Below are 21,821 nucleotides of genomic sequence, written 5' to 3' on the forward strand. Positions count from 1 at the left end.
GGCCACCCAACCCCGGTTTTTAACAAGGGAATTCAGGATTTTAACGCCTGCTGGTAAACCGCCAGACAGCGTTGCCGCGCCAGCGCGTGTTCCACCATCGGCGGCGGGTAGGCGGGTGTGCCGAACTCGGGAACCCACTGGCGGATGTAACGCTGCTCGGGGTCGAACTTCTGCGCTTGCAAGTGCGGGTTGAAGATGCGGAAGTACGGTGCGGCATCGGCTCCGCTGCCTGCGGCCCATTGCCAGTTGCCCACGTTGGCGGCTTGGTCGTAGTCCAGCAGCTGCTCGGCAAAGTAACGCTCGCCCCAACGCCAGTCGATCAGCAGGTGCTTGCACAGAAAGCTGGCGGTGCTCATGCGCACCCGGTTGTGCATGAAGCCGGTGGCATGGAGTTCGCGCATGCCCGCATCCACCAGCGGGTAGCCGGTCGTGCCGCTTTTCCAGCGGTCGAACTCCTCGGGCACATTGCGCCAGGCCATCGCGTCGTAGTCGGGTTTGAAGGACTGATCGACCGAGTGCGGGTAGTGCCACAGCAGCATCTGGAAAAAATCGCGCCAGATCAGCTCGTTCAGGAACGCATCGCTGAGCGTCTGCGCCTGCCGGGCCAGGGCGCGGACGCTGCCCGTGCCAAAGCGCAGATGAATGCCCAGCCGGGAGGTGCCCTCGATGCCGGGAATGTCGCGCTGCTCGGCATAACGGCGCAACAGGCCGGGCGAGACGGCAGGTGGTGCGAAGCGAATGCCAGTGGCCTGAAAGCCCATATCGGCCAGCGTGGGAATGCCGCCCTCGCCTGCCTCAGCGCGTGCGGCCAGATGGGCGGTGTATTTTTCGCTCGGATAGGATTGCAGATAGAAGTCGCTGAGGCGACTGCGCCACTTCTTGCTGTAGGGCGTGAACACGGTGTAAGGCGTGCCATCGTCCTTGAGCACTTCGTTTTTCTCGAAGATGACCTGATCCTTGACGCTGTGCCAGGCCGCGCCCTGCCCGGCCAGCAGTCGCTGCACCGACAGATCGCGGGCCAGCGCGGCCGGTTCGTAGTCGTGGCTGGTGAAGACGGCGATGACCTGCGCGGGTTCTGCCAGCAGTTGCCCGAACACGGCCAGCGGCGCGCCAATGCACACGCGCAGTCCCGCACCCTGGGCGGCCAGTTGCCCGTCCAGATGGCACAGTGCCTGCTGGATGAAGTCCACGCGCCGGTCGCAGCGGCTGGGCAATGCTTGCAGGATGTCGGTATCGAAGATGAACAGGGGCTGCACCCGCGCCCCGTGCTGGCGGGCGTGGCGCAAGGCATGGTACAGGGCGGCGTGGTCGTGCAGGCGCAGATCGCGCCGCAACCAGCACAGCACAACCGGCCCGCTCATGCGGTTTCCCCGGTGGTCGCAAAGGCTTGCAGCGCGTGCGGCCACAGGCGGGCGGGCAGTTTCCAGCGGCGTTCGATTTCTTCGGCGCGACTGCGCAGCAAGGCGGACGACACTTCGCTGCTGTCGCGCCGTGCCAGCACGATGGCATTGCCCTCGCGCGTGGGCTTGAAGTGCCAGACGGCATCGGCCCCGAAGGCCTGGGCGATATGCTCCAGACTGCGCCGGAAGCTGGCGGTGCGCCCAAACAGGTTCACGGTCATGCAGCCCTGCGCGGTGAGCATCTGGCGGCAGTGGGCGTAGAAGTCGGGGCTGTCAAGCACCGGGGCGGCGGCTTCGTCATCGTACAAGTCCACCTGCAAGGCATCCACCGTGCCGTGCCAGTCGCTGTCCTGCACGGCCAGTTCGGCATCGGCCACCAGCACTTGCAGCCGTTCGTCGTTGGCGGGCAGGCGAAACCAGCGCATGCAGGCGGCCACCACCTGCGGGTTCAGTTCAATGGTTGTGGTGCGCATCCCCAGGCGTTTGTAGCAGAACTTGGTGAGCGCGGCCGCGCCCAGCCCGAGCTGCATGGCGTGCAGTTGCGGTACGTCGTCGGGCGGCACGAACAGCAGCCAGGCCATCATGCGCTGCACATATTCCAGCTCCAGATCGATGGGCTTGGCAATGCGCATGGAGCCTTGAATCCAGGGGGTTTCCAGATGCAGGTGGCGCACGCCGCCATCTTCGGAAATACAGACTTCGGGCAGTTCCAGAGGCGGACTCTTGGACGGGCGGGCGGGTTTCACAGGGATTCCTCCGGGGCAATATCAATCAGACAGGGGCAGCAGTCCAGCCATGCGCATGGCCTGCCGCCAGGCTTCGAGCTTGCGGGCGAACGACCACGAGGCATTGGCCGGGCTGGAAGACGGCAGGCGCAGAGTCTGCGCGGCCAGATCACGGGTGAGGCGGGCATGGCGGTGGCTTTCGCCGCCGTTGTGGGCAATCAGGCGCAACTGCGGGCACTGCGCCGCCAGCACGGGAAAATCGTTGAGGCGGGCATTTTCAATCGCGCTGTCCAGACTGCCCTGCCGCTGGCAACTGGCATAGACATCCCACAGCCCCACGCCCCGCTCCAGCAGCCAGGCACAGCGTCCGGCGTAGTCGGTGGGTTGCGGGTGCTCGGGCCAGATGGCCGCCAGCAAGGGCCAGAACTGGTTGCGCGGGTGCGCGTAGTATTGCCCGGCCTGCAAGGAGGCCACGCCGGGGAAGCTGCCCAGAATCAGCACGCGAATCTGCGTGTTCACCAGCGGCGGCAGGCCCTGCAACGCGGCCGGGTCTGGGGCGAATGGCAGTGGTGGATGCTTAGAATCCGCCTTGCGCTGCATCCCATTGGCAGGCGCGGGCTTACCGCAAGGGTTTTGCAAACCTTCCCTGGAAGTCATGCCTGCCTTTCTGTCGATACCGCCATCAGCCCGGCCAGGCGGGGCAAGGCTGCCAGCGCGTTGCGCCGGGTTTGCGCCATCCATTCCGGCACATCCACCTGGCGCAGGGCCGCCACTTCGGCCGCAATGCGCGGCAGTTCTGCCGGGCTGTTGCGCCCAGAAGCTGCGCCTTGTGTGCGTTGCCTGGCATCGACATACAACCAGTGTGGAGGAATGTCGGGGGCATCGGTTTCCATGACGATGGCATCGGCAGGCAGTTGCGCGGCCAGTCGGCGCAGTTGCAGCGCGCGCTCGAACGTCACGGCTCCGCCAAACCCCAGCCGAAACCCCATGTCCAGCAAGACCTTGGCTTGCTGGAAGCTGCCATTGAAGGCGTGGGCAATGCCGCCCTGGTCGAAATGCAGGGCGCGAAGCGGCTTCAGCACCCGATCCACCGAACGGCGCACATGCAGAATCACCGGCAGCCGTGCGGCCTTGGCGAGTCGAAGCTGTGCATGGAAAAACCGCTCCTGCCGCTGCTCATCCAGCGGCACAAAGTAATCCAGCCCGATCTCGCCCACCGCCACCAGATGCGGGTCATCGGCCTGTTGCCGCAATGCCGCCTCCAGCGTGGCCAGATCGTCCTCCTGAGCCTGGGGCGTGTACAGCGGGTGAATGCCCAGCGCGTAGGCATCGCCCCCCTGGTGGGCGCACTGCCGTGCATCGGCAAAGGTGCTGGCGGCCACCGCCGGAATCACACAACAGCCCACTCCGGCCTGCCGCGCGGCTTCGCGCACCGCCAGACGGTCGGGCGCGAATTCGGGTGCGTCCAGATGGCAATGGGTGTCGATCCAGCCGCTCATCACTGGCCAGTGCCATGCACCAATGTGCCCGCATCCAGTCGCACCTGACGGTCGCAACGGGCCGCCAGTGCGTTGTCGTGCGTCACCAGCACAAAGGCCGTGCCCTGGTGCTGTGCCAGCTCCAGCATCATCGCAAACACTGCGTTGGCGGTGTCGCGGTCGAGGTTGCCGGTGGGTTCGTCGGCCAGCACGCAGATCGGCTGTGTCACCAGGGCGCGGGCAATCGCCACGCGCTGGCGTTCGCCGCCCGAGAGTTCCGCCGGGCGGTGGTGCAGGCGTTGCCCCAGTCCCACTTTTTGCAGAATGGCCGTGGCATCGGCCACGCACTGGCTGTGCGGGGCGCGGCGGATGCGCAGTGGCAGGGCCACGTTCTCCAGTGCCGTCAGTTCCGGCAACAGATGGTGGAACTGATAGACAAAGCCCAGCTTGTGGTTGCGCACCACGCCACGCTGGCGCGCACTCATCTTTTCCAGCGGCTGGCCCTGCAATAGCACCGAGCCGGACGTGGGCTGCTCCAGCCCGCCCAGAATGTGCAGCAGCGTACTCTTGCCGGAACCGGACGCACCCACAATTGCCAGCGTCTGCCCGGCATGGACATCCAGGCTCAGGCCCTTGAGCACCGTCACGTCCAGCGTGCCCTGCTGGAACCGCTTGACCACCGCGCGGGCACTCAGCACCGCCTCGTTCGCATTGCCATCACTCATAGCGCAAAGCCTCCGCCGGGTTGATGCGGCTGGCACGCCAACTGGGGTACAGCGTCACCACAAAGGACAGCAACAGTGCCACCGCACAGATCATCACCATATCGCCCACCTGCGGATCGCTGGGAATCTGGCTGACCAGATACACGTCCTGCGGCAGAAACTGAAAGCCCAGCAGCCGCTCGAAAAACGGCACGATCACATCGATATTGCAGGCCACCAGCAGCCCCAGCAGCAGCCCGGCCACGGTGCCGATCACCCCCACCAGCGCACCCTGCACCACAAAAATCGCCATGATGCTGGCCGCACTCGCGCCCAGCGTGCGCATGATGGCAATGTCCGACCGCTTGTCGGCCACCGTCATCACCAGCGTGGCCACCAAATTGAAGGCCGCCACCGCCACGATGATGGAGAGAATGATGAACATCATGCGCTTCTCCATCTGCACGGCCACGAACCAGGTGCGGTTCTGCATCGTCCAGTCGCGCAGCAGCAGGCGGTCGCTGAGCGTGCCCGCCAGCTCCCGCACCACCTGCGGGGCGCGGTGCAGATCATGCAGTTTCAGGCGGATGCCGCTGGGGCTTTCCAGCCGGAAGATGCGCTGGGCATCCTCGTAGTGCATCATCAGCAGGCTGGAATCGTATTCGTAGTGGCCGGAATCAAAGGTGCCCGCCACCGTCACCTGCTTGAGCCGGGGCATCACGCCCGCCGGTGTCACCTGCCCGGATGGCGCGACCAGCGTCACCTTCATGCCCTCGCGCACGCCCAGCAGATCGGCCAGTTGCTTGCCCAGAATCACGTTGAAGCTGCCCGGCTCCAGGGCGGCGAGTTCCTGCTGGCGCATCTCGCCTGCCAGTTCCGTCACCTGCGGCTCCAGCACCGGGTCGATGCCGCGCACCAGCACGCCGCGCATGTCATCCCCCCGCGCCAGCAGGGCCTGCACGGCCACAAAGGGCGCAGCTCCCACCACCTCCGGGTGCTGCATGGCCTCCTGCGTGGTGCGCTGTACATCGTGCAGCGAGCCTCCGGCAGGCGCGAAAACCTCGATGTGCGAGACCACGCTGAGCATCCGGTCGCGCACATCGCGCTGAAAGCCGTTCATCACGCTGAGCACGATAATCAGCGCGGCCACGCCCAGCGCAATGCCGATGGACGACACGCCCGCGACAAACGACAGCAGCCCCTTGCTGCGGCTGGTGCGCCCCGCCCGGGTATAACGCCAGCCCATTGACCATTCATAAGGTGTTTGCATACACAACCATCAAAACCCATCACGCGCCCGGCATGCCGCCGCACCCGAAACGCAAAGGGGCGATTGTGGCATCAAATGCCTCGCTACCCTGGCTGTGGTCAGGAGCAACCGAATACCACCCACAAAAAACCAGGTATCCGATCTTGAAAAAAACGTTTTCCTGTACCATCTGACCCCTGTTTTCAACCCTTCAGCAAGAGAGTCCCCGCATGAAATCCCTTCTGTCCCGCACCCACCTTCTGGCCGCTGCCGTGATGGCCCTGTCCGTGACCGCTCTGGGCCTGCCTTCGGATGCCCACGCCAAGCGCATGGCCAGCAAGAAGCCAGCCCGTGCGGCAGCCAAGGCCCCTGCCGCTCCCGCCAAGCCCGCTGCTCCCGTAGCGGCATCCCGTTCTGCCACCAATACACCCGCCGCCTCGCAGAACACGGCACAAACGGCCACTCCCGCAACCCCTGCGGCCGCCGCACCTGCTACAGCCAATGCCGCACCGGCAGCCGCCGCTCCCGCTGCGGGCGGCCCTGGCATCGGCAGCACGATTGCCGGTGCAGCCGTTGGCGCGGTGGTCGGCTCGCTGGCCGGCAATGCGATTGCCGGTGCCATCGGTGGCGAAGAAGAAGCCGCTGCCACCGAAGCCACGGAGCAAGCTCCTGTGGCTGAAACAGCCGTGGAAGCGGCTCCGGCTGCACAGCCAGCCGCTGCCCAATAATTCCGTCTTGGGCACACCATGAAAAAACCGCCGGATTCATACACGAATCCGGCGGTTTTTTTCAATGGGAAACCAAATGGTCGGGGTGAGAAGATTCGAACTTCCGGCCTCTACGTCCCGAACGTAGCGCTCTACCTGGCTAAGCTACACCCCGATGGCCTGTTGTTTTGAACAGGCGAATATTGTAATACTTTTCTCCAGCCAAAACGTGCTGGGTAAATGCCTGCTTGATACTAGGCAATCGCGCGCTCAATAGCCAGGCTTGGCATTCTTGCGCTGCTGGGCAAACAACCCGGCTCCACGCGCACCCTGCTGGGCGAAGCGGGTGCGGCGCGCGAGTTTGGGATCAACGGTCAAGGAACGGTAGGCTTCCACCCGGCTGTCAGTGGTCAGCACGGTATCGAGCGGGCATTGCCGCCCCCATATTCCCCAATGCCAGTCATGCCCCATGTCCTGCTGGCCTGCCTCGGCTTGCAGTTGCGCCAGCACGGCATCCCGGGCTTGCTGCAATGTGGCCCCGCATGGCAGATGCAGCACGACTTCCCTGACCTGGCCCGCCGATGGCGACACCACTGCCGTGATGCGCATGGAACGTAGTGTCGGCATGAGAAAGGCAAATGGGCAGCAGACAGGCCATCAGGATGCCGGTTGCACCTGCTCCTTGAGCTTGTTGCTGGCGTGGAAGGTGACGACGCGGCGTGCATCGATAGGGATGACCTCGCCGGTGCGCGGGTTGCGACCGGGGCGCGATGCCTTGGTGCGAATCTGGAAGTTGCCAAAGCCGGAAATCTTCACGTCCTGCCCACCAATCAGGGTATGGGAAATGCGCTCGAAGAACGCATCGACGACATCCTTGGATTCGCGCTTGGACAGGCCCAGGCGTTCATACAGCAGTTCGGCCAGTTGCGCCTTGGTCAGGGAGTTGGATTCGGTGTTTTCGTTGTTCAATGGTGCGTCGCTCATGGTTGTCTTTCGTCGTCGGTCTGACTGCTGCAAAAGGAGATTGTGCCAAACAATCGCAGGCTGAGGGGCAATCGCGTGGCAGGCGAAAACAGCCCGCACGGCGGGCAGGCTGCATTCACAGGGGAAAGGCCTTGCGCATCAGGCGCGCAGGCGTGCCCCCAGTTGCGTTTGCAGGCTTTGCAGCGCGGCCTGCAAGGCAGCGTCGATGTCGGCCTCGGCCAGTGCGGCTTCCTTGCTGCCCAGGTGCAGGCGCAGGGCCATGCTTTTCTCGCCTTCCCCCACGCCACCGCTGCTTTGGCCCGGGGCCGGGCGGTAGATGTCGAACAGGGTCACGGTGTTGATGAGGGCCTGGTGCGCGCTGCTGGCAATGGCCTGCTGTATCTGCGCCAAGGTGACGGTTTCGGCCACCACCACGGCCAGATCGCGCTCCACCTGTTGGAAGCGGGATATTTCCTGCGCCAGCGGAATCGGGCGTTGCAGCACGGCATCGAGTTCCAGCTCGAACAGCACGGGAGCCTGTGGCAGTTCCCATTGCTGTCGCCAGCGCGGGTGCAGTTCGCCCACGAAGCCGATGGTTTTTCCATCCAGCACGATGCGGGCACTGCGGCCGGGGTGCAGCGCGGGGTGTTCGGCGGCCTCGAAGGTGGCTTGCAGCGGAGCCAGCAGGGCTTCCACGTCGCCCTTGGCATCGTAGAAATCGGCCTTGCGTTCGGTGTGTGTCCACTGGCGGCCTGCGCTGTCGCCATAGGCCAGGGCGGCCACGCGCATGGGCTGGTGCACGCCTTGCACGGTGGTATCGGTGGTGGCGACGCTGTCGTCGCGCAGGAACACGCGGCCCAGTTCAAACAGGCGCACGCGGCTGGCGCGGCGGTCGAGGTTGAACTTGAGGGCCTGGAGCAGCGACCCGAGCAGAGTGGAGCGCATCACGCTCATCTGGCTGGCAATCGGGTTGAGCAGGCGAATGGGGTTGGCGTTGCCTGCCAGTTCGGCTTCCCAGGCGGCTTCCACGAAGCTGAAATTGATGGTTTCCTGGTAGCCCAGATCGGCCAGCAGGTGGCGCACCGCGAACTTGCTGCGGCGATTTTCAGGCTGCGCACGGGCCGATATGGGAGCCTGTGGCGGTGTTTCCGGCAGTTGGGAAAAGCCGATGATGCGTGCCACTTCCTCGATCAGATCGGCCTCGATGGCCAGATCGAAGCGGTGCGGCGGCGGCGTGACGCGCAGCACTTCGTTGCCGTGCTCGTCCACCTCGCGCTGGAACGGCAGGCCCAGCCGCTGGAAGGCATTTTCGCAATCGCTGCTGCTGACGGGCATACCAATGATGCGGGCGGCGCGCGCCACCCGCAGCGTGACGGGCGGATTTTCGGGCAGTTGCAAGGTCTGGTCGTCGATGGCGGCCACCTGGGTCTGGGGCGTGCCGCAGATGTCCAGAATCAGTTGCGTGATGCGTTCGATGTGCTCCACCGTGAGGCTGGGATCGACCCCGCGCTCGAAGCGATGCCCGGCATCGGTGGAGAAGTTGTAGCGGCGCGACCGCCCCTGAATGGCCTGAGGCCGCCAGAACGCGGCTTCGACATAGACGTTCTGCGTGGCATCCGAGACGGCGGTGGCGTTGCCGCCCATGATGCCTGCCAGCGATTCGAGTTGCTGCTCGTCGGCAATCACACCCACCTGATCATCGACCTCGATGGTGTTGCCGTTGAGCAGTTCCAGCGATTCGCCCGCCTTGCCCCAGCGCACTTGCAGGCTGCCGTGAATCCTGTCCAGATCGAAAATATGACTGGGGCGGCCATACTCGAACATGACGTAGTTGGAAATGTCCACCAGCACCGACACGCCGCGCTGGCCACAGCGGGCGAGCCGATCCAGCATCCAGCGTGGGGTGCTGGCCTGGGCGTTGATGTGGCGGATGATGCGGCCCGAAAAGCGTCCGCACAGATCGGCGGCCTGAACCTGCACCGGCAGGGTTTCGTCCAGCGTGGTGGGTACGGTCGCAATCGCCGGGGTATGCAGTGGCGTGCCGGTCAGTGCCGCCAGTTCACGCGCCACGCCGTACACGCTCAGGCCGTGTGCCAGATTGGGCGTGAGCTTGAGGGTGAACAGGGTGTCGTCCAGGTTCAGGCTCGCGCGGATGTCCTGCCCCACCGGGGTGTCGGCGGGCAGTTCCAGCAGACCGCCGTGGTCGTCGGCCAGTTTCAGTTCGCTGGCCGAGCACAGCATGCCGTGGCTGGCCACGCCGCGCAGCTTGCCCAGCTTGATCTTGAAGGGTTTGCCATCGGCACCGGGTGGCAGCACTGCGCCGACCACGGCACAGGGAACCTTGATGCCCACGCGGGCATTGGGCGCGCCGCAGACGATTTGCAGCAGCTCGCCCTCGCCTGCCGCGCCCACGTCCACCTTGCAGACGCGCAGGCGGTCGGCATCGGGATGTGGCACGGCCTCGCGGATTTCGCCCACCACCACGCCGGTGAATGGGGGGGCCACGGTGTCAAGCTCCTCGACCTCGAAGCCACCCATCGTCAGGGTGTCGGCCAGTTCCTGGGTGCTCAGGGCCGGGTTGCAGAATTCGCGCAACCATGATTCTGGAAATTGCATGAGAAAAACTCCCTTGGGGCCGTCTTGTGGCGGCGTGGCGGTTACTGGAACTGGCGCAGGAAGCGAATGTCGCCATCGAAGAACTGGCGCAGGTCATTGACCCCATAGCGCAGCATCGTCAGGCGATCAGGCCCCATGCCGAATGCGAAACCGATGGTCTGCTCCGGGTCCAGCCCCATATTGCGCACCACATTCGGATGCACCTGGCCGGAACCGGCCACCTCCAGCCAGCGACCGGCCAGTGGCCCGCTGGCAAATTGGATGTCGATTTCCGCGCTCGGTTCGGTGAACGGGAAGAAGCTGGGGCGAAAGCGCAGCACCAGATCGTCGCGCTCGAAGAAGGTGCGGCAGAAATTGGTGAAGACGAACTTCAAGTCCTTGAAGCTGATGTTCTCGCCCAGCCACAGCCCTTCGCACTGGTGGAACATGGGCGAGTGCGTGGCATCGCTGTCCACGCGGTAGGTGCGGCCTGGGGCAATCACGCGCACTTCCGGCATGGGCTGGCCTGCCGCGACCTGCTGCTGGTATTTCTTGACGTGCTGGTGGGCATAGCGCACCTGCATCGGGCTGGTGTGGGGGCGCAGATTGTAGTGCAGGCCATTCTCGTCCTTCAGATCGACGTAGAAGGTGTCCTGCATGGAACGCGCCGGGTGGTTGGGCGGGTTGTTCAGCGACGTGAAACTGTGCCAGTCGGATTCGATTTCCGGGCCGTCGGCCACATCAAACCCCATGGAGGCAAAAATCTGCTCGATGCGCTCCAGCGTGCGCGAAACCGGGTGCAGTCCGCCGGGCTGGCGACGGCGGCCCGGCAGGGTGACATCCAGTGCCTCGGCCTTGAGCTGGGCCTGCAATTCGGCCTCGGCCAGTTGCTGGCGACGCTCCTGCAAGGCGCGTTCGATGGCCTGCTTGGCCTGGTTGATGGCCGCACCGCGTGTTTTCTTCTCGTCCACGCTGAGCTTGCCCAGCTCCTTCATCAAACCGGTGATTTCCCCGGCCTTGCCCAGAAACAGGGCCTTGGCATCTTCCAGCGTGGCAGGGGTGGGGCTTGCGGCAAACTGCTGCCGTGCGCGTTCGACAATGGAATCCAGCTCGGTGGTCATAGAACAACAGAAAGGGAGCGATCAAAAAAACAAAGGGCTGTGCCCTGGAATCTGTTGCCGCAGCGGCAGATTCTTCAAGCCCAGCCCTGGGAGGCAGTGCCACCATTGTCCCTGACAATGTGTGTCACTGCGGTGACGGCGATCAAGCTGCCAGCTTGGCTCTGGCCTGTTCCACCAGGCTGCCAAAAGCAGCTTTGTCGTGTATGGCCAGATCGGCCAGCACCTTGCGGTCGATTTCGATGGAAGCCTTCTTCAGGCCATTGGCGAACTGGCTGTAGGTCAGGCCCAGTTCACGCGAAGCGGCATTGATACGCGCAATCCACAACTGGCGGAATACGCGCTTCTTGGTGCGGCGGTCACGGTAGGCGTACTGACCGGCCTTCATGACGGCCTGTTTGGCCACACGGAAGACGTTACCACGGCGACCACGGAAACCCTTGGCCAGCTTCAGAATTTTCTTGTGACGGGCATGTGCCGTTACACCACGTTTGACGCGAGGCATGTGTACTCTCCTTTACAGACCGGCAAATGGCAGCATTTGCGCCATGTGGCCGAGGTTGGTGTCATGCACATTCACTGCGCCGCGCAATTGGCGTTTGTTCTTGGTGCTCTTCTTGGTCAGAATGTGGCGTTTGAACGCCTGACCGCGCTTGACTGTCCCACCGGGACGCACGCGAAAACGCTTTTTCGCGCTGCTTTTGCTCTTCATCTTAGGCATGGATGAATCCTGCTTTTTGGTTGTGCATTCCAGGCGTTTGCAAACCTCTTGCAACCTTTTGTCTGGCCTGAATCCACTTCTTGGTACTTCGCCCTGCGCTGCGTGCCGGCCCAAACCAGCCGCATCCGCAAAAAGCGAAGCCGCTGATTATAAACCCGAACACTCCCCCTCGCAAGCCGCTGTGGCACGAGCGCACTACAATCAGCCGCCAGACAGTCCCACGAGAGAAAAAAAGGAAACCCAAATGGACGACGCATTGCAACACATCGACGGATGCAGCGACCTGGCCGTGGCCACGCAGGTGGATGCGCGTGGGCTGAACTGCCCGCTGCCGATTCTGCGGGCCAAGAAAGCCCTGGCCACGCTGGAGTCCGGGCAACTGCTGCGCATCTATGCCACGGATGCCGGATCGCTGCGCGATTTTGCGGCATTCTCGGCGCAGACCGGCAACACCCTGGTGGCGCAGGGCAGTGCCGCTGGCCTGCACTGCTTCGTGCTGCGGCGCAGATGATTGCGCCGGGTGGATTTTGCAGGCATTTTCTTGTCGGAAGTGTGCAACTGGCGCAGAATCGCCGTTTGTCCGATTGGAAAAGCCCATGGCCACCCGCAAAACACCTGCCAAGACCGCCGCACCCGCTGCGCAGAAAGCCCCCCGCAGCGGCACCCCCATCCCTTCTGTACCTGCCAGTCCCCCGCCCCAGACCACCTTGCAACCCGATGCACCGTGGCCATTCCCCACGCGCCCCAAACCCTGAGGCAAAGGCTGTACGCTCCCAGCCCGCCCGGCGTGAACCATGACACCAGCAGACACATCCCCAGCGCGGGTACTCATTCCCTTTGCATTCACCAGCGATTTTGACGAAGTCCTGCGCCGCGACGGGCTGTCGCTGCCCCACCTGAATGCGCTGCTGCCACATCTGGCGCAACGCCACTGGCTGGAAGGCGACGAACTCACGCCCAGCCTGCCGCACGAACGCCTGTGGTTGCATGATCTGTACAACCCATCGTCGCCATTGCCTGCTTCCATGCCGTTGGCGGCACTGCATGCCAGCCAACAGGGGCTGGACGCTGCGGCCAGCGGCTGGGCGTTCATCCACCTGTGCCACTGGCAGGTCACGCCCGACCGCATCGTGATGGGCGACCCCGCCCACCTGCAACTGGATGAAGCATCGGCGCGCGCCATGTTCCGCGTCCTGCAACCGTGGTTTGCCCAGGATGGCATCGCCCTGCACTGGGATACGCCCACGCGCTGGCTGGCCTGCTCGCCACTGTTGGCCGATCTGGCCACCGCCTCGCTGGAGCGGGTCATCCAGCGCGACGTGCGCCCCTGGCTGCCTGCCGTGCAGGCCGCCCCCATCCTCCAGCGTTTGCAGACCGAATGCCAGATGCTGCTCTACAACCTGCCGGAAAACGATGCCCGCACGGCCCACGGCCTGCCACCCGTGAACGCCTTCTGGGTGTCTGGCAGCGGTGCATTGCCCGCCGACTGGAATGCCGCCCCGGCCCCGCGCCTGCCGCGCTGGAAAAACCTGGACGACCTGCGCCACACAGCCCTGCACGGCGACTGGTACGGCTGGAAAACCGCCTGGGAGCATCTGGATGCCACGGTGCTGGCCGACCTGCGGCAACGCCACGAATCGGGAGAACCCATCACGCTGGGCCTGGCCGGGGAACGCCATGCTGTGCTGCTGGAAACAGCTCCCGCAGCAGCCGATGGCCTCTGGAGCCGCTGGCAGGGACACTGGCAAACGCTGCGCCAGCGGCTGTCCGGCGCACGCACCCGCAACAATGCCCACGACACCCCGGCCACACGCCTGCTGCTGCGGCTGTGACCGTTCGGCAACCGTTCAAATGTTGGCCAGATACTCCTGGCAGGAAATGATGCGGCCATAGGCAAAGGCCAGTGCCGACATGAAGGCCACATGCACCTGGGCAGCCGCTACTACCTGGCCACCGAACTCCAGATCGCGCGTGGCACAGGCATCGTGAACCACCGTCACCCGATAGCCCAGATCGGATGCGGCGCGCACGGTAGCATCGATGCACATATGGCTCATGGCCCCAACGATGGTGACTTCCTCGATGCCGCGCTCGTCGAGTATCTTTTTCAGGTCGGTTTGAAGGAACGAATTGGGATGGTGCTTCAGGATTTGCGGCTCGCCTGCCTGCGGAGCCACGGCCGCCATGAATTGCGTGCCTTGCGTGCCTGGAGTGAAAATGGGCCGGGTCGGGTCGGCCGATTCGTGGCGGATATGAACGACCAGACTGCCCCTGGCGCGTGCATCGCCAATGACTTTGACCGCCTGGGCGACCGCCTGTTCAATGCCGCTCAGGGGCAGTTTGCCGGTGGGCAGGTATTCGTCTTGCAGATCGACGACGATGATGGCTTGTTGGCTCATGGCATTTCCTTTTCGGTGGGTGAAGTGGATACGTCTGCATTGTGCAAACACCACGACTGGCCCGAAAGTGGCCATATCGACATTCCATAGGCTAAAATCGACAAATGACAACCCAATCTGTCGAAATTGGCATCGTGCTTTATCCCGGTGCGCAGTTTTCCGCCGTGCTGGGCCTGACCGATCTCTTTTCCGTCGCCAACCGGATGGCCCTGAAACGCACCCACGGCCCACTGCCGCGCTTGCGCATCAGCCATTGGCAACCCACGCCGGACTGCGCCAGCGTCGTGCGCGTATTCGACAGCACACCGCAACCCCAGGAGCATCTGACCGTATTGCTGGTGCCTCCCAGCCTGGATGCGCCGATTGCGCCGCAGGCCGCTGCACCGCTTGTTCCCTGGCTACGCCAGCAACACCAGTCCGGGGTGGTGCTGTGTTCCGTGTGTGCGGGGGCCTTTCTGCTGGGGGAAACAGGCGTGCTCGACGGGCGCAAGGCCACGACTCACTGGCTCTATACCAGCCATTTCCATGCGCGATTTCCGAAAGTGCGGCTCGACACCAGTCGCCTGGTGATCGACGATGGCGACATCGTCACCGCCGGTGGTGCAATGGCCTGGACCGACCTGGGGCTGCGTCTGGTGGATCGCTACCTGGGAGCTTCGGTGATGCTGGAGACGGCGCGCCTGCTGCTAATCGATCCGCCGGGGCGTGAGCAGTGCTATTACAGCGCGTTCGCACCCGACCTCAAGCACGGCGACCGCGCCATTCTCACCGTGCAACACTGGCTGCACGCTGCCGATGGGCAGGAGATCGTGCTGTCCCGACTGGCGGAAATGGCTCTGCTGGAAGAAAGAACCTTTCTGCGCCGCTTCAAGAAGGCCACCGGCATGACCACCGGCGAATACGTGCAGCGACTGCGGGTGGGGCGTGCCAAGGAACTGCTCCAAACCACGAAACTGCCACTCGAGCGGATTGCCTGGGACATCGGCTATAACGATGCCAGTGCCTTGCGCAAGGTTTTCCTGAAAATCGTCGGATTGCCGCCCGGCGAATACCGGCAGCGGTTTTCCGTACACTCTCCCGTGCCAACCCCACGCTCCTCTTCCCTCCCTCCTGACTCCGACTGCCTGCCGTGAAATTCCTGCCCCGCTCCATCCCCCACGATACCGTCACCGCCCTGCAAGAACAGGGGCTTGCCGCATTCTGGGCGCAGCTTTATGCCGCGCGCGGCATCGGCAGTGCCGCCGAACTGGATTACGCGCTCTCGCGCCTGCTGCCGCCTGCATCCCTCAAGGGGGCAGATACCGCCGCCCAGTGGCTGGCAGAGGCCCTGGAGCAGGGCCAGCGCGTCTGCGTGGTGGCCGACTACGATTGCGACGGCGCGACCGCCTGCACGCTCGCGCTCAAGGGACTGGAGATGCTGGGAGCCGAAGCCGGGCAGATCGACTACCTCGTGCCCAACCGCATTCAGGACGGCTATGGCCTGACCCCGTCCATTGCCCAGCGCGTGCACGACAGCGGCGCACAGGTGCTGCTGACCGTGGACAATGGCATTGCCAGCGTGGACGGTGTGCGCCATGCCCGCGCACTGGGGCTGACCGTGCTCATCACCGACCACCACTTGCCTGCCGATGAATTGCCCGATGCCCATGCCATCGTCAATCCCAACCAGCCCGGCTGCCCGTTTGCCAGCAAGAACCTGGCCGGGGTGGGCGTGATGTTCTATGTGCTGCTGGCCCTGCGCAGCCTGCTGCGCGAGCGCGGAATCTTCACGGCCCAGACCCAGCCACGCCTGGACGCGCTGCTGCCGCTGGTGGCACTGGGCACGGTGGCCGATGTCGTGCCGCTGGATGCGAACAACCGCCTGCTGGTGGCCCAGGGGTTGGAGCGCATCCGCGCCGGTCGCCTGCCCGTGGGCATGCTGGCCCTGTTCGAGACCAGCCAGCGGACATGGGCCAAGGCCAGCACCCAGGATTTGGCCTTTGGGCTGGCCCCGCGCCTGAACGCGGCCGGTCGCCTGACGGATATGACGATTGGCATCGAATGCCTGCGCACCGACGATGCCAGCCGCGCCCAGGAACTGGCGGCCATGCTGGACGACATCAACCGCAAACGCCGCGAACTGGAAAGCGATATGCGCATTCAGGCCCAGGCGATTGCCGAGCGGCTGTGCGCCGACACCGGCGCGCATCACACGCAGCCCCCGGCGGCCATCAGCGTGTTCGACGAGGGCTTTCACGAAGGCGTGGTCGGCATCGTGGCCTCGCGCCTGAAAGACCAGTTCCACCGCCCCGCCTTCGTGTTCGCCCCGAGTGCCGCCGCCCCGGACATCGGCACACTCAAAGGCTCGGGCCGCTCGATTGCGGGTTTTCACCTGCGCGACGCACTCGATCTGCTGGCCAAACGCCACCCCCAGGTGCTGGAGAAATTCGGCGGCCACGCGATGGCGGCGGGTTGCAGCATCCGGCAGGAGCACTTCGCACTGTTCCAGCAGGCGATGGCCGAAATTGCCCGCGAATGGCTCCATGCCAGCGACCTGCAAGGCATGCTTCTCACCGACGGCGCACTGCCCGCCCAGGCACGCACCCTGGAACATGCCCAGGCGATTGGCCGCTGCGTGTGGGGACAGGGCTTTGCCGCCCCGCTGTTCAGCGAGGAACTGGAAGTGCTGGACCAGCGCATTCTGGCGGGCAAGCATTCCGCGCTGAAGCTGCTGCACCACGGCCAGATGGTCGATGCCATCTGGTTCGGCCACAACAGCCCCCTGCCCCGCACCGCCCACCTGGCCTACCGGCTGGAAGTGAACGAATGGCAGCAACGCAAGCAACTGCGCTTCGTCATCGAAGGCTGCGAGGCCCCGGCTGCATGCTGAATGGCAATGGCCCAAAAAGAAGGTGGTATATTTTTGCCCGGCAGGCGTTGCGCCCTGTCGTACACAATCCTCACGGTCTGACCCACCTTCCGGCCCTCCCACTTCCCGCCGTGCCCCCTGTCCCGGCATTGTTCAACGCCCTTCGCGCATTCCACGCAAGCCCTCACCTTCTGGCACACCACCTCCATGCAAAGCGACAAACAATCGGCCCGATGGCCCTACCCGTTCTGGATTGCCCACCGTGGCGCAGGCAAGCTCGCTCCCGAAAACACACTGGCGGCCTTCCGTCAGGGCGCGTCCTTTGGCTATCGCATGTTCGAGTGCGACGCACGCCTGAGTGCCGATGGCGTGCTCGTGCTGCTGCACGACGATGCGCTGGACCGCACCACCAACGGCAAGGGCCTGGCCGGAGAACAGACCTGGGCGGAACTCTCCCAGCTCGATGCCGGCTCCTGGTACTCGCGCCTGTGGGCGGGCGAACCCATTCCCACGCTGCGCAACGTGCTGCACTGGTGCACCACCAACCACTACGCGATCAACATCGAAATCAAGCCCACACCGGGCACGGAAGCGGCCACCGGCAAGGCCGTGGCCAAGCTGCTGAAGAAAGTCTGGCCCGCATACCTGAAGGCTCCGCTGCTCTCCTCGTTCCAGCCCGAGGCACTGGCTGCCGCTGCCGAAGCCGCCCCGCACCTGCCCCGCGCCCTGCTGCTCGATGAGTTGCCCGACGACTTCTTCAAGACCGCGCAAAAGCTGCATTGCCAGGCCATCGTGTGCCGTCACCCGCTCTGGAACAAGAAAACCATCAAGGCCGTCCACGAAAAAGGCATGGCCGCCCTCAGCCACACCGTCAATGACGAAGATTCTGCCGAACGGCTCATCAAGCTGGGCATCGATGGCATCATCACCGACCGGGTGGATTTTTTCACCCCGATTGTGTAACAACCATGTCAAGCCTCGCTCCTGGCCTGCCAAGACCCGTCATACAAGAAGAGCCAACGGGATGCGGAATCGCCTCTGTCGCGGCCATTCTGGGAAAAACCTATGCCGAAATGAGGACACAGGCCCACGCTTTGGGCATTAGTGCCGCCGATGAATCCCTTTGGTCAGACACACAGTACGTTCGACGCATGCTATCGAACGCGGGCGTAGCAACCGCAGCGGATGAATGCCCATTCCTCTCATGGAATGCCTTGCCTGATCTAGCCTTGTTGGCCATCAAGCACCATCAAACAGAAGGCCGAAACTTTTGGCACTGGGTGGTTTTCCAGCGTATAGCGGATCAAGCATTTGTTTTGGATTCAGCCAGCTATCTTCCTTGTAATGTCCGTCAGGACTTTGAAGCCATGCAGCCCGAATGGTTTATTGAAGTCCAACTTGCTCAGCAAGGTTTGTGATCGACCGTCTAGGCGACCTACCCACATATCTACGGAATAGTTCGCATACTGTTTTCGCTTTTTTTGTCCTTCCCTCAGGAGATGCACACCATGTCACAGTCCCAGGCCAACTGGAAGTTTGAAACCCTCGCCGTCCACGCTGGCTACCAGCCCGATCCCACCACCAAGGCAGCGGCCACCCCGATTTACCAGACGGCCTCCTACGCCTTCGACAGTGCCCAGCACGGAGCCGACCTGTTCAACCTGGCCGTTCCCGGCAATATCTACACCCGCATCACCAACCCCACCAATGCGGTGCTGGAAGAACGCATTGCCGCGCTGGAAGGCGGTATCGGCGCACTTGCGCTGGCTTCCGGGCAGGCGGCCGTGACCTATGCCATCCTCACCATTGCCGAAGCGGGCGATAACATCGTCTCGGCTTCGGCCCTGTATGGCGGCACCTACAACCTGTTTGCCCACACCCTGCCCCAGTTCGGCGTGACCACACGCTTTGCCGATGTGCGCGACCTCGCCAGCTTCGAGGGGCTGTTCGATGCCCGCACCAAGGCCGTGTATGTGGAATCCATCGGCAACCCGCTGGGCAACGTCACCGACATTGCCGCGATTGCCGACATCGCCCACCGCCACGGTGTGCCGCTGATCGTCGATAACACCGTCGCCACCCCTTACCTGCTGCGCCCCTTCGAGCATGGCGCAGACATCGTGGTGCATTCGCTCACCAAGTACCTGGGTGGTCACGGCACCACGCTGGGCGGCGCGATTGTCGATTCCGGGAAATTCCCCTGGGCCGAGCACAAGGAACGTTTCAAACGCCTGAACGAACCTGAGGTGAGCTACCACGGCGTGGTCTTCACCGAAGCACTGGGAGCCGCCGCCTACATTGGCCGCGCCCGCACCGTGCCACTGCGCAACACCGGCGCGGCACTGTCGCCCTTCAATGCCTTTTTGATTCTGCAAGGCATCGAAACCCTGAGCCTGCGCATGGAGCGCATCAACGCCAACAGCCTGGCCGTGGCACAGTTCCTGCAACAGCATCCGCTGGTGGAGTGGGTCAGCTACGCCGCCCTGCCCGATCACCCCGACCATGCCCACGCGCAGAAGTACCTGGGCGGCCACGCCTCTGGCGTGCTCACATTCGGGGTCAAGGGCGGCCGTGCCGGAGGCGAACGCTTCCTCGACGCGCTGCAACTGTTCACCCGACTGGTCAATATCGGTGACGCCAAATCGTTGGCCACCCACCCCGCTTCCACCACCCACCGCCAGCTCTCGCCCGCAGAACTGGAAAAGGCCGGGGTCAAGGAAGAAACCGTGCGCCTGTCCATCGGTATCGAGCACATCGACGACCTCATCGCCGATCTGCAACAGGCATTGCAGGCCGCTGCCCAGTAAACGCCCATGACCCCAAGCCACTGGCGGGAAGCCCTGGCCCTGCGGCTGTATTCGCTGGGCGTGTGGGCGGCCCAGCCCCTGTTGCGCCGCAAGTTGCGCCGCCGCGCCGTGCAGGAGCCGGGCTATGCCGAAGCCGTGCCGGAACGCTTCGGCTGCTATGCCGCACCCGCCACGCCCACGCCACCGCTGTGGATTCATGCCGTCTCGCTGGGAGAAAGCCGCGCGGCTGGCATTCTGCTGCGCGAGATTCGCCAGCAGCAGCCCAGCCTGCCCGTGCTGCTGACCCACGGCACGGCCACCGGACGCACCGAAGGCCAACGCCTGCTGGCCGACATCGGCATGGCAGGCGACCAGCAAGCCTGGCTGCCGTGGGATACGCCAGCCGCCGTGGCGCGGTTCCTGCAACACTTCCGGCCCCGCATGGGGGTGCTGATGGAAACCGAGGTCTGGCCGAATCTGGTGCACGCCTGCCAAGCCGCCAACGTGCCGCTGTGGCTGGTCAATGCGCGGCTGAACGAGAAATCCTTCACGGGAGCGCGCAGGCTGCCCAGCCTGTTGCCCCCCGCCTACCGCGATCTGACCGGCGTGCTGGCACAGACTGAGGCCGATGGCCAACGCCTGCAAACACTGGGGGCGAATGTGCTGGGTATCACCGGCAACCTGAAATTCGACGAACAGCCTGCACTGGCCCTGCTGCAACAGGGGCAACACTGGCGCAGCCTGAACGCAGGCGGGCATGGCAAACCCGTGGTAGCCATGGCCAGCTCCCGCGAAGGCGAGGAAGCACTGTGGCTGGATGCTATCCACCGCCTGCCAGACCCGCGCCGTGTGCAATGGATGCTGATTCCGCGCCACCCCCAGCGGTTTGACGAAGTGGCAGAGCTGGTGCAAGGCCGGGGCCTGACGCTCTCGCGCCGCAGCCAGTGGCAGGCCGACCAGCCATTGCCCACCGCCGATGTCTGGCTGGGCGACAGCATGGGCGAAATGCCGCTGTACTACCGGCTGGCCGATGTCGCGCTGATGGGCGCGAGCTTCGCCCCGCTGGGCGGCCAGAACCTCATCGAGGCCTGTGCCTGCGGCTGCCCGGTCATCGTCGGCCCGCACACCTTCAACTTCGCCCAGGCCGCCGAAGACGCCATTGCAGCCGGAGCCGCCGAACGTGCCCCGGACATGCAGCAGGCCATCCACCGCGCCCTGCGGCTGGTACAGGATGCGGCCATGCGCACCGCAAGCCGCGTGTCGGCCCAGCAATTCGCCACCGCCAAGGGCGGCGCGGCCCGCGCCACGGCACGGCGATTGCTCAGTGCCCTGCGGTAAAGCCGCGATGGGCTGCTACTTGTGGCGTTGGCCCGGCGTGGCCGCGCCAGCAGCGGTTTTCTTCTGGCCGACTTTCGGTTCCTTGCCCTGCATCAGGCGGTTGATGTTGCCGGCATGGCGCATGAGCAAGATGGCCGACATCGCGGCCACCGCCAGCAGCACCCAGCGGTCGTACGCCCACAGGGTTCCACCTGCGACGATATAGAACAAGGGGGCCAGCAGCGCGGCCAGCACCGACGACAGCGATGAATACCGCCAGACCGCCAGCACCAGCACCCAGCTCAGCAGCACCCACAGCCCCAGCCAGGGGCTGATGCCCAGCAGCACGCCCAGGGCCGTGGCCACGCCCTTGCCGCCCTTGAAGCGCAGAAACACCGACCAGACATGCCCGGCAAAGGCCGCCAGCCCCACGGCGGCCTGCGCCCCTTCCCACAGGCCCCAGCGTGCACCGAACCAGCCCACCAGAGCCACGGGCAGCCAGCCCTTGGCGGCATCGAGCAGCAAAGTGAGCACCGCCGCCAGCTTGCTGCCGGAGCGCAGCACATTGGTCGCACCCGGATTGCCACTGCCGAACGAACGGGGATCCGCCAGCCCCATGGACTTGCTCACCAGCACGGCAAACGGCACGGAGCCGAGCAGATAGGCCAGCACCATGGCCAGCAACAGATAAATGGTTTGCACAATCGGCCTCCTCAAGCCTTGCTGCACCTGCCCTGCCTTAGGGAAACGCTGAATCATTCCGCCCGGCCGCCGCATCCCCCTCTCGGGCGGTCTGCTGCGTTGGCTTTTG

Annotated in this window: 24 protein-coding genes and 1 tRNA gene; 10 read left to right on the top strand and 15 right to left on the bottom strand. The window is 64.3% G+C overall.

What is annotated here, in order from left to right; translation table 11 throughout:
* Positions 1–32 precede the first annotated feature (32 nt).
* Genes BUE21_RS08500 through BUE21_RS08525 form a run of 6 tightly spaced genes read right to left on the bottom strand, consistent with a single transcriptional unit; the run spans position 33 to position 5,577 of the window.
* Positions 33–1,361, bottom strand: coding sequence for a cryptochrome/photolyase family protein (locus BUE21_RS08500; RefSeq protein ID WP_073356264.1), 1,329 nt, complete (start codon positions 1,359–1,361; stop codon positions 33–35).
* Positions 1,358–2,146, bottom strand: a complete 789-nt coding sequence (locus tag BUE21_RS08505) for a class I SAM-dependent methyltransferase (protein WP_084523072.1) — start codon at positions 2,144–2,146, stop codon at positions 1,358–1,360. Before BUE21_RS08505 ends, BUE21_RS08500 begins: the two co-directional genes overlap by 4 nt.
* 21 nt (positions 2,147–2,167) lie before the next feature.
* Positions 2,168–2,725 (bottom strand): DNA-deoxyinosine glycosylase, encoded by a 558-nt coding sequence (locus tag BUE21_RS08510; protein ID WP_073356266.1) that lies wholly within the window; start codon positions 2,723–2,725, stop codon positions 2,168–2,170.
* 53 nt (positions 2,726–2,778) lie between these two features.
* Positions 2,779–3,624 carry a TatD family hydrolase gene (locus tag BUE21_RS08515; RefSeq protein ID WP_073356267.1) on the bottom strand — a complete coding sequence of 282 codons (846 nt, stop codon included), beginning with the start codon at positions 3,622–3,624 and terminating at the stop codon, positions 2,779–2,781.
* Positions 3,624–4,328, bottom strand: a complete 705-nt coding sequence (gene lolD / locus BUE21_RS08520) for a lipoprotein-releasing ABC transporter ATP-binding protein LolD (RefSeq protein WP_073356268.1) — start codon at positions 4,326–4,328, stop codon at positions 3,624–3,626. The genes BUE21_RS08515 and lolD overlap by 1 nt, the downstream gene beginning before the upstream one ends.
* On the bottom strand, positions 4,321–5,577 hold the full coding sequence (locus BUE21_RS08525; protein WP_073356269.1) for a lipoprotein-releasing ABC transporter permease subunit: 1,257 nt from the start codon (positions 5,575–5,577) through the stop codon (positions 4,321–4,323). The genes lolD and BUE21_RS08525 overlap by 8 nt, the downstream gene beginning before the upstream one ends.
* 209 nt (positions 5,578–5,786) lie before the next feature.
* On the opposite strand from BUE21_RS08525, the gene BUE21_RS08530 reads away from it, so the two are divergent.
* The gene (locus BUE21_RS08530; RefSeq protein WP_073356270.1) at positions 5,787–6,284 is read left to right on the top strand and encodes a hypothetical protein; all 498 of its coding nucleotides are present in this window, start codon (positions 5,787–5,789) and stop codon (positions 6,282–6,284) included.
* Positions 6,285–6,361: 77 nt separating this feature from the next.
* On the opposite strand, the gene BUE21_RS08535 is transcribed toward BUE21_RS08530, so the two are convergent.
* The 7 genes from BUE21_RS08535 to rpmI form a co-directional block, all read right to left on the bottom strand.
* Positions 6,362–6,438: transfer RNA gene (locus BUE21_RS08535), tRNA-Pro, on the bottom strand.
* A gap of 95 nt (positions 6,439–6,533) precedes the next feature.
* Positions 6,534–6,890: an RnfH family protein gene (locus tag BUE21_RS08540; protein ID WP_073356271.1), complete on the bottom strand. Its 357-nt coding sequence runs from the start codon at positions 6,888–6,890 to the stop codon at positions 6,534–6,536.
* A 30-nt stretch (positions 6,891–6,920) separates the two neighbouring features.
* Complete coding sequence (locus tag BUE21_RS08545; protein ID WP_073356272.1) at positions 6,921–7,247, bottom strand: integration host factor subunit alpha; 327 nt, start codon at positions 7,245–7,247, stop codon at positions 6,921–6,923.
* Positions 7,248–7,385: 138 nt separating this feature from the next.
* Positions 7,386–9,842, bottom strand: coding sequence for a phenylalanine--tRNA ligase subunit beta (gene pheT, locus BUE21_RS08550; protein WP_073356273.1), 2,457 nt, complete (start codon positions 9,840–9,842; stop codon positions 7,386–7,388).
* A gap of 41 nt (positions 9,843–9,883) precedes the next feature.
* Positions 9,884–10,942: a phenylalanine--tRNA ligase subunit alpha gene (gene pheS, locus BUE21_RS08555; protein ID WP_073356274.1), complete on the bottom strand. Its 1,059-nt coding sequence runs from the start codon at positions 10,940–10,942 to the stop codon at positions 9,884–9,886.
* Positions 10,943–11,084: 142 nt separating this feature from the next.
* Entirely contained in the window at positions 11,085–11,444 is a 360-nt protein-coding gene (rplT, locus tag BUE21_RS08560) for a 50S ribosomal protein L20 (protein ID WP_073356275.1), read from the bottom strand.
* Positions 11,445–11,456: 12 nt separating this feature from the next.
* Positions 11,457–11,660 (bottom strand): 50S ribosomal protein L35, encoded by a 204-nt coding sequence (rpmI, locus tag BUE21_RS08565; RefSeq protein WP_073356276.1) that lies wholly within the window; start codon positions 11,658–11,660, stop codon positions 11,457–11,459.
* Between the two features lie 283 nt (positions 11,661–11,943).
* On the opposite strand from rpmI, the gene BUE21_RS08570 reads away from it, so the two are divergent.
* The 3 genes from BUE21_RS08570 (at position 11,944) to BUE21_RS08575 (ending at position 13,492) form a co-directional block, all read left to right on the top strand.
* Positions 11,944–12,171 carry a sulfurtransferase TusA family protein gene (locus tag BUE21_RS08570; protein ID WP_073356306.1) on the top strand — a complete coding sequence of 76 codons (228 nt, stop codon included), beginning with the start codon at positions 11,944–11,946 and terminating at the stop codon, positions 12,169–12,171.
* 85 nt (positions 12,172–12,256) lie between these two features.
* A complete protein-coding gene (locus BUE21_RS14700; protein ID WP_159435833.1) occupies positions 12,257–12,415 on the top strand; it encodes a hypothetical protein in 159 nt (52 codons plus the stop codon).
* 39 nt (positions 12,416–12,454) lie between these two features.
* A complete protein-coding gene (locus tag BUE21_RS08575; RefSeq protein ID WP_073356277.1) occupies positions 12,455–13,492 on the top strand; it encodes a hypothetical protein in 1,038 nt (345 codons plus the stop codon).
* Between the two features lie 15 nt (positions 13,493–13,507).
* Here BUE21_RS08575 and BUE21_RS08580 read toward each other — a convergent pair whose 3' ends face one another.
* Positions 13,508–14,059, bottom strand: coding sequence for a cysteine hydrolase family protein (locus tag BUE21_RS08580; protein WP_073356307.1), 552 nt, complete (start codon positions 14,057–14,059; stop codon positions 13,508–13,510).
* A gap of 104 nt (positions 14,060–14,163) precedes the next feature.
* On the opposite strand from BUE21_RS08580, the gene BUE21_RS08585 reads away from it, so the two are divergent.
* From BUE21_RS08585 to BUE21_RS08610, 6 genes are all read left to right on the top strand, one after another.
* Complete coding sequence (locus tag BUE21_RS08585; protein WP_073356278.1) at positions 14,164–15,192, top strand: GlxA family transcriptional regulator; 1,029 nt, start codon at positions 14,164–14,166, stop codon at positions 15,190–15,192.
* Positions 15,189–16,928 (top strand): single-stranded-DNA-specific exonuclease RecJ, encoded by a 1,740-nt coding sequence (gene recJ, locus BUE21_RS08590; RefSeq protein WP_073356279.1) that lies wholly within the window; start codon positions 15,189–15,191, stop codon positions 16,926–16,928. Before BUE21_RS08585 ends, recJ begins: the two co-directional genes overlap by 4 nt.
* A gap of 186 nt (positions 16,929–17,114) precedes the next feature.
* Positions 17,115–17,870 carry a glycerophosphodiester phosphodiesterase gene (gene ugpQ / locus BUE21_RS08595; RefSeq protein ID WP_073356280.1) on the top strand — a complete coding sequence of 252 codons (756 nt, stop codon included), beginning with the start codon at positions 17,115–17,117 and terminating at the stop codon, positions 17,868–17,870.
* A gap of 5 nt (positions 17,871–17,875) precedes the next feature.
* Positions 17,876–18,325 carry a hypothetical protein gene (locus tag BUE21_RS08600; protein WP_200796718.1) on the top strand — a complete coding sequence of 150 codons (450 nt, stop codon included), beginning with the start codon at positions 17,876–17,878 and terminating at the stop codon, positions 18,323–18,325.
* Between the two features lie 90 nt (positions 18,326–18,415).
* Positions 18,416–19,714 carry an O-acetylhomoserine aminocarboxypropyltransferase/cysteine synthase family protein gene (locus BUE21_RS08605; protein ID WP_073356309.1) on the top strand — a complete coding sequence of 433 codons (1,299 nt, stop codon included), beginning with the start codon at positions 18,416–18,418 and terminating at the stop codon, positions 19,712–19,714.
* A gap of 6 nt (positions 19,715–19,720) precedes the next feature.
* Positions 19,721–21,031 carry a 3-deoxy-D-manno-octulosonic acid transferase gene (locus tag BUE21_RS08610; RefSeq protein WP_073356281.1) on the top strand — a complete coding sequence of 437 codons (1,311 nt, stop codon included), beginning with the start codon at positions 19,721–19,723 and terminating at the stop codon, positions 21,029–21,031.
* Between the two features lie 15 nt (positions 21,032–21,046).
* Here the strand turns inward: BUE21_RS08610 and plsY are convergent, their stop codons facing one another.
* Complete coding sequence (plsY, locus tag BUE21_RS08615; protein WP_143164467.1) at positions 21,047–21,712, bottom strand: glycerol-3-phosphate 1-O-acyltransferase PlsY; 666 nt, start codon at positions 21,710–21,712, stop codon at positions 21,047–21,049.
* Positions 21,713–21,821 lie beyond the last annotated feature (109 nt).

This window comes from Lampropedia hyalina DSM 16112, from assembly GCF_900129055.1.
GTDB lineage: Bacteria > Pseudomonadota > Gammaproteobacteria > Burkholderiales > Burkholderiaceae_C > Lampropedia > Lampropedia hyalina.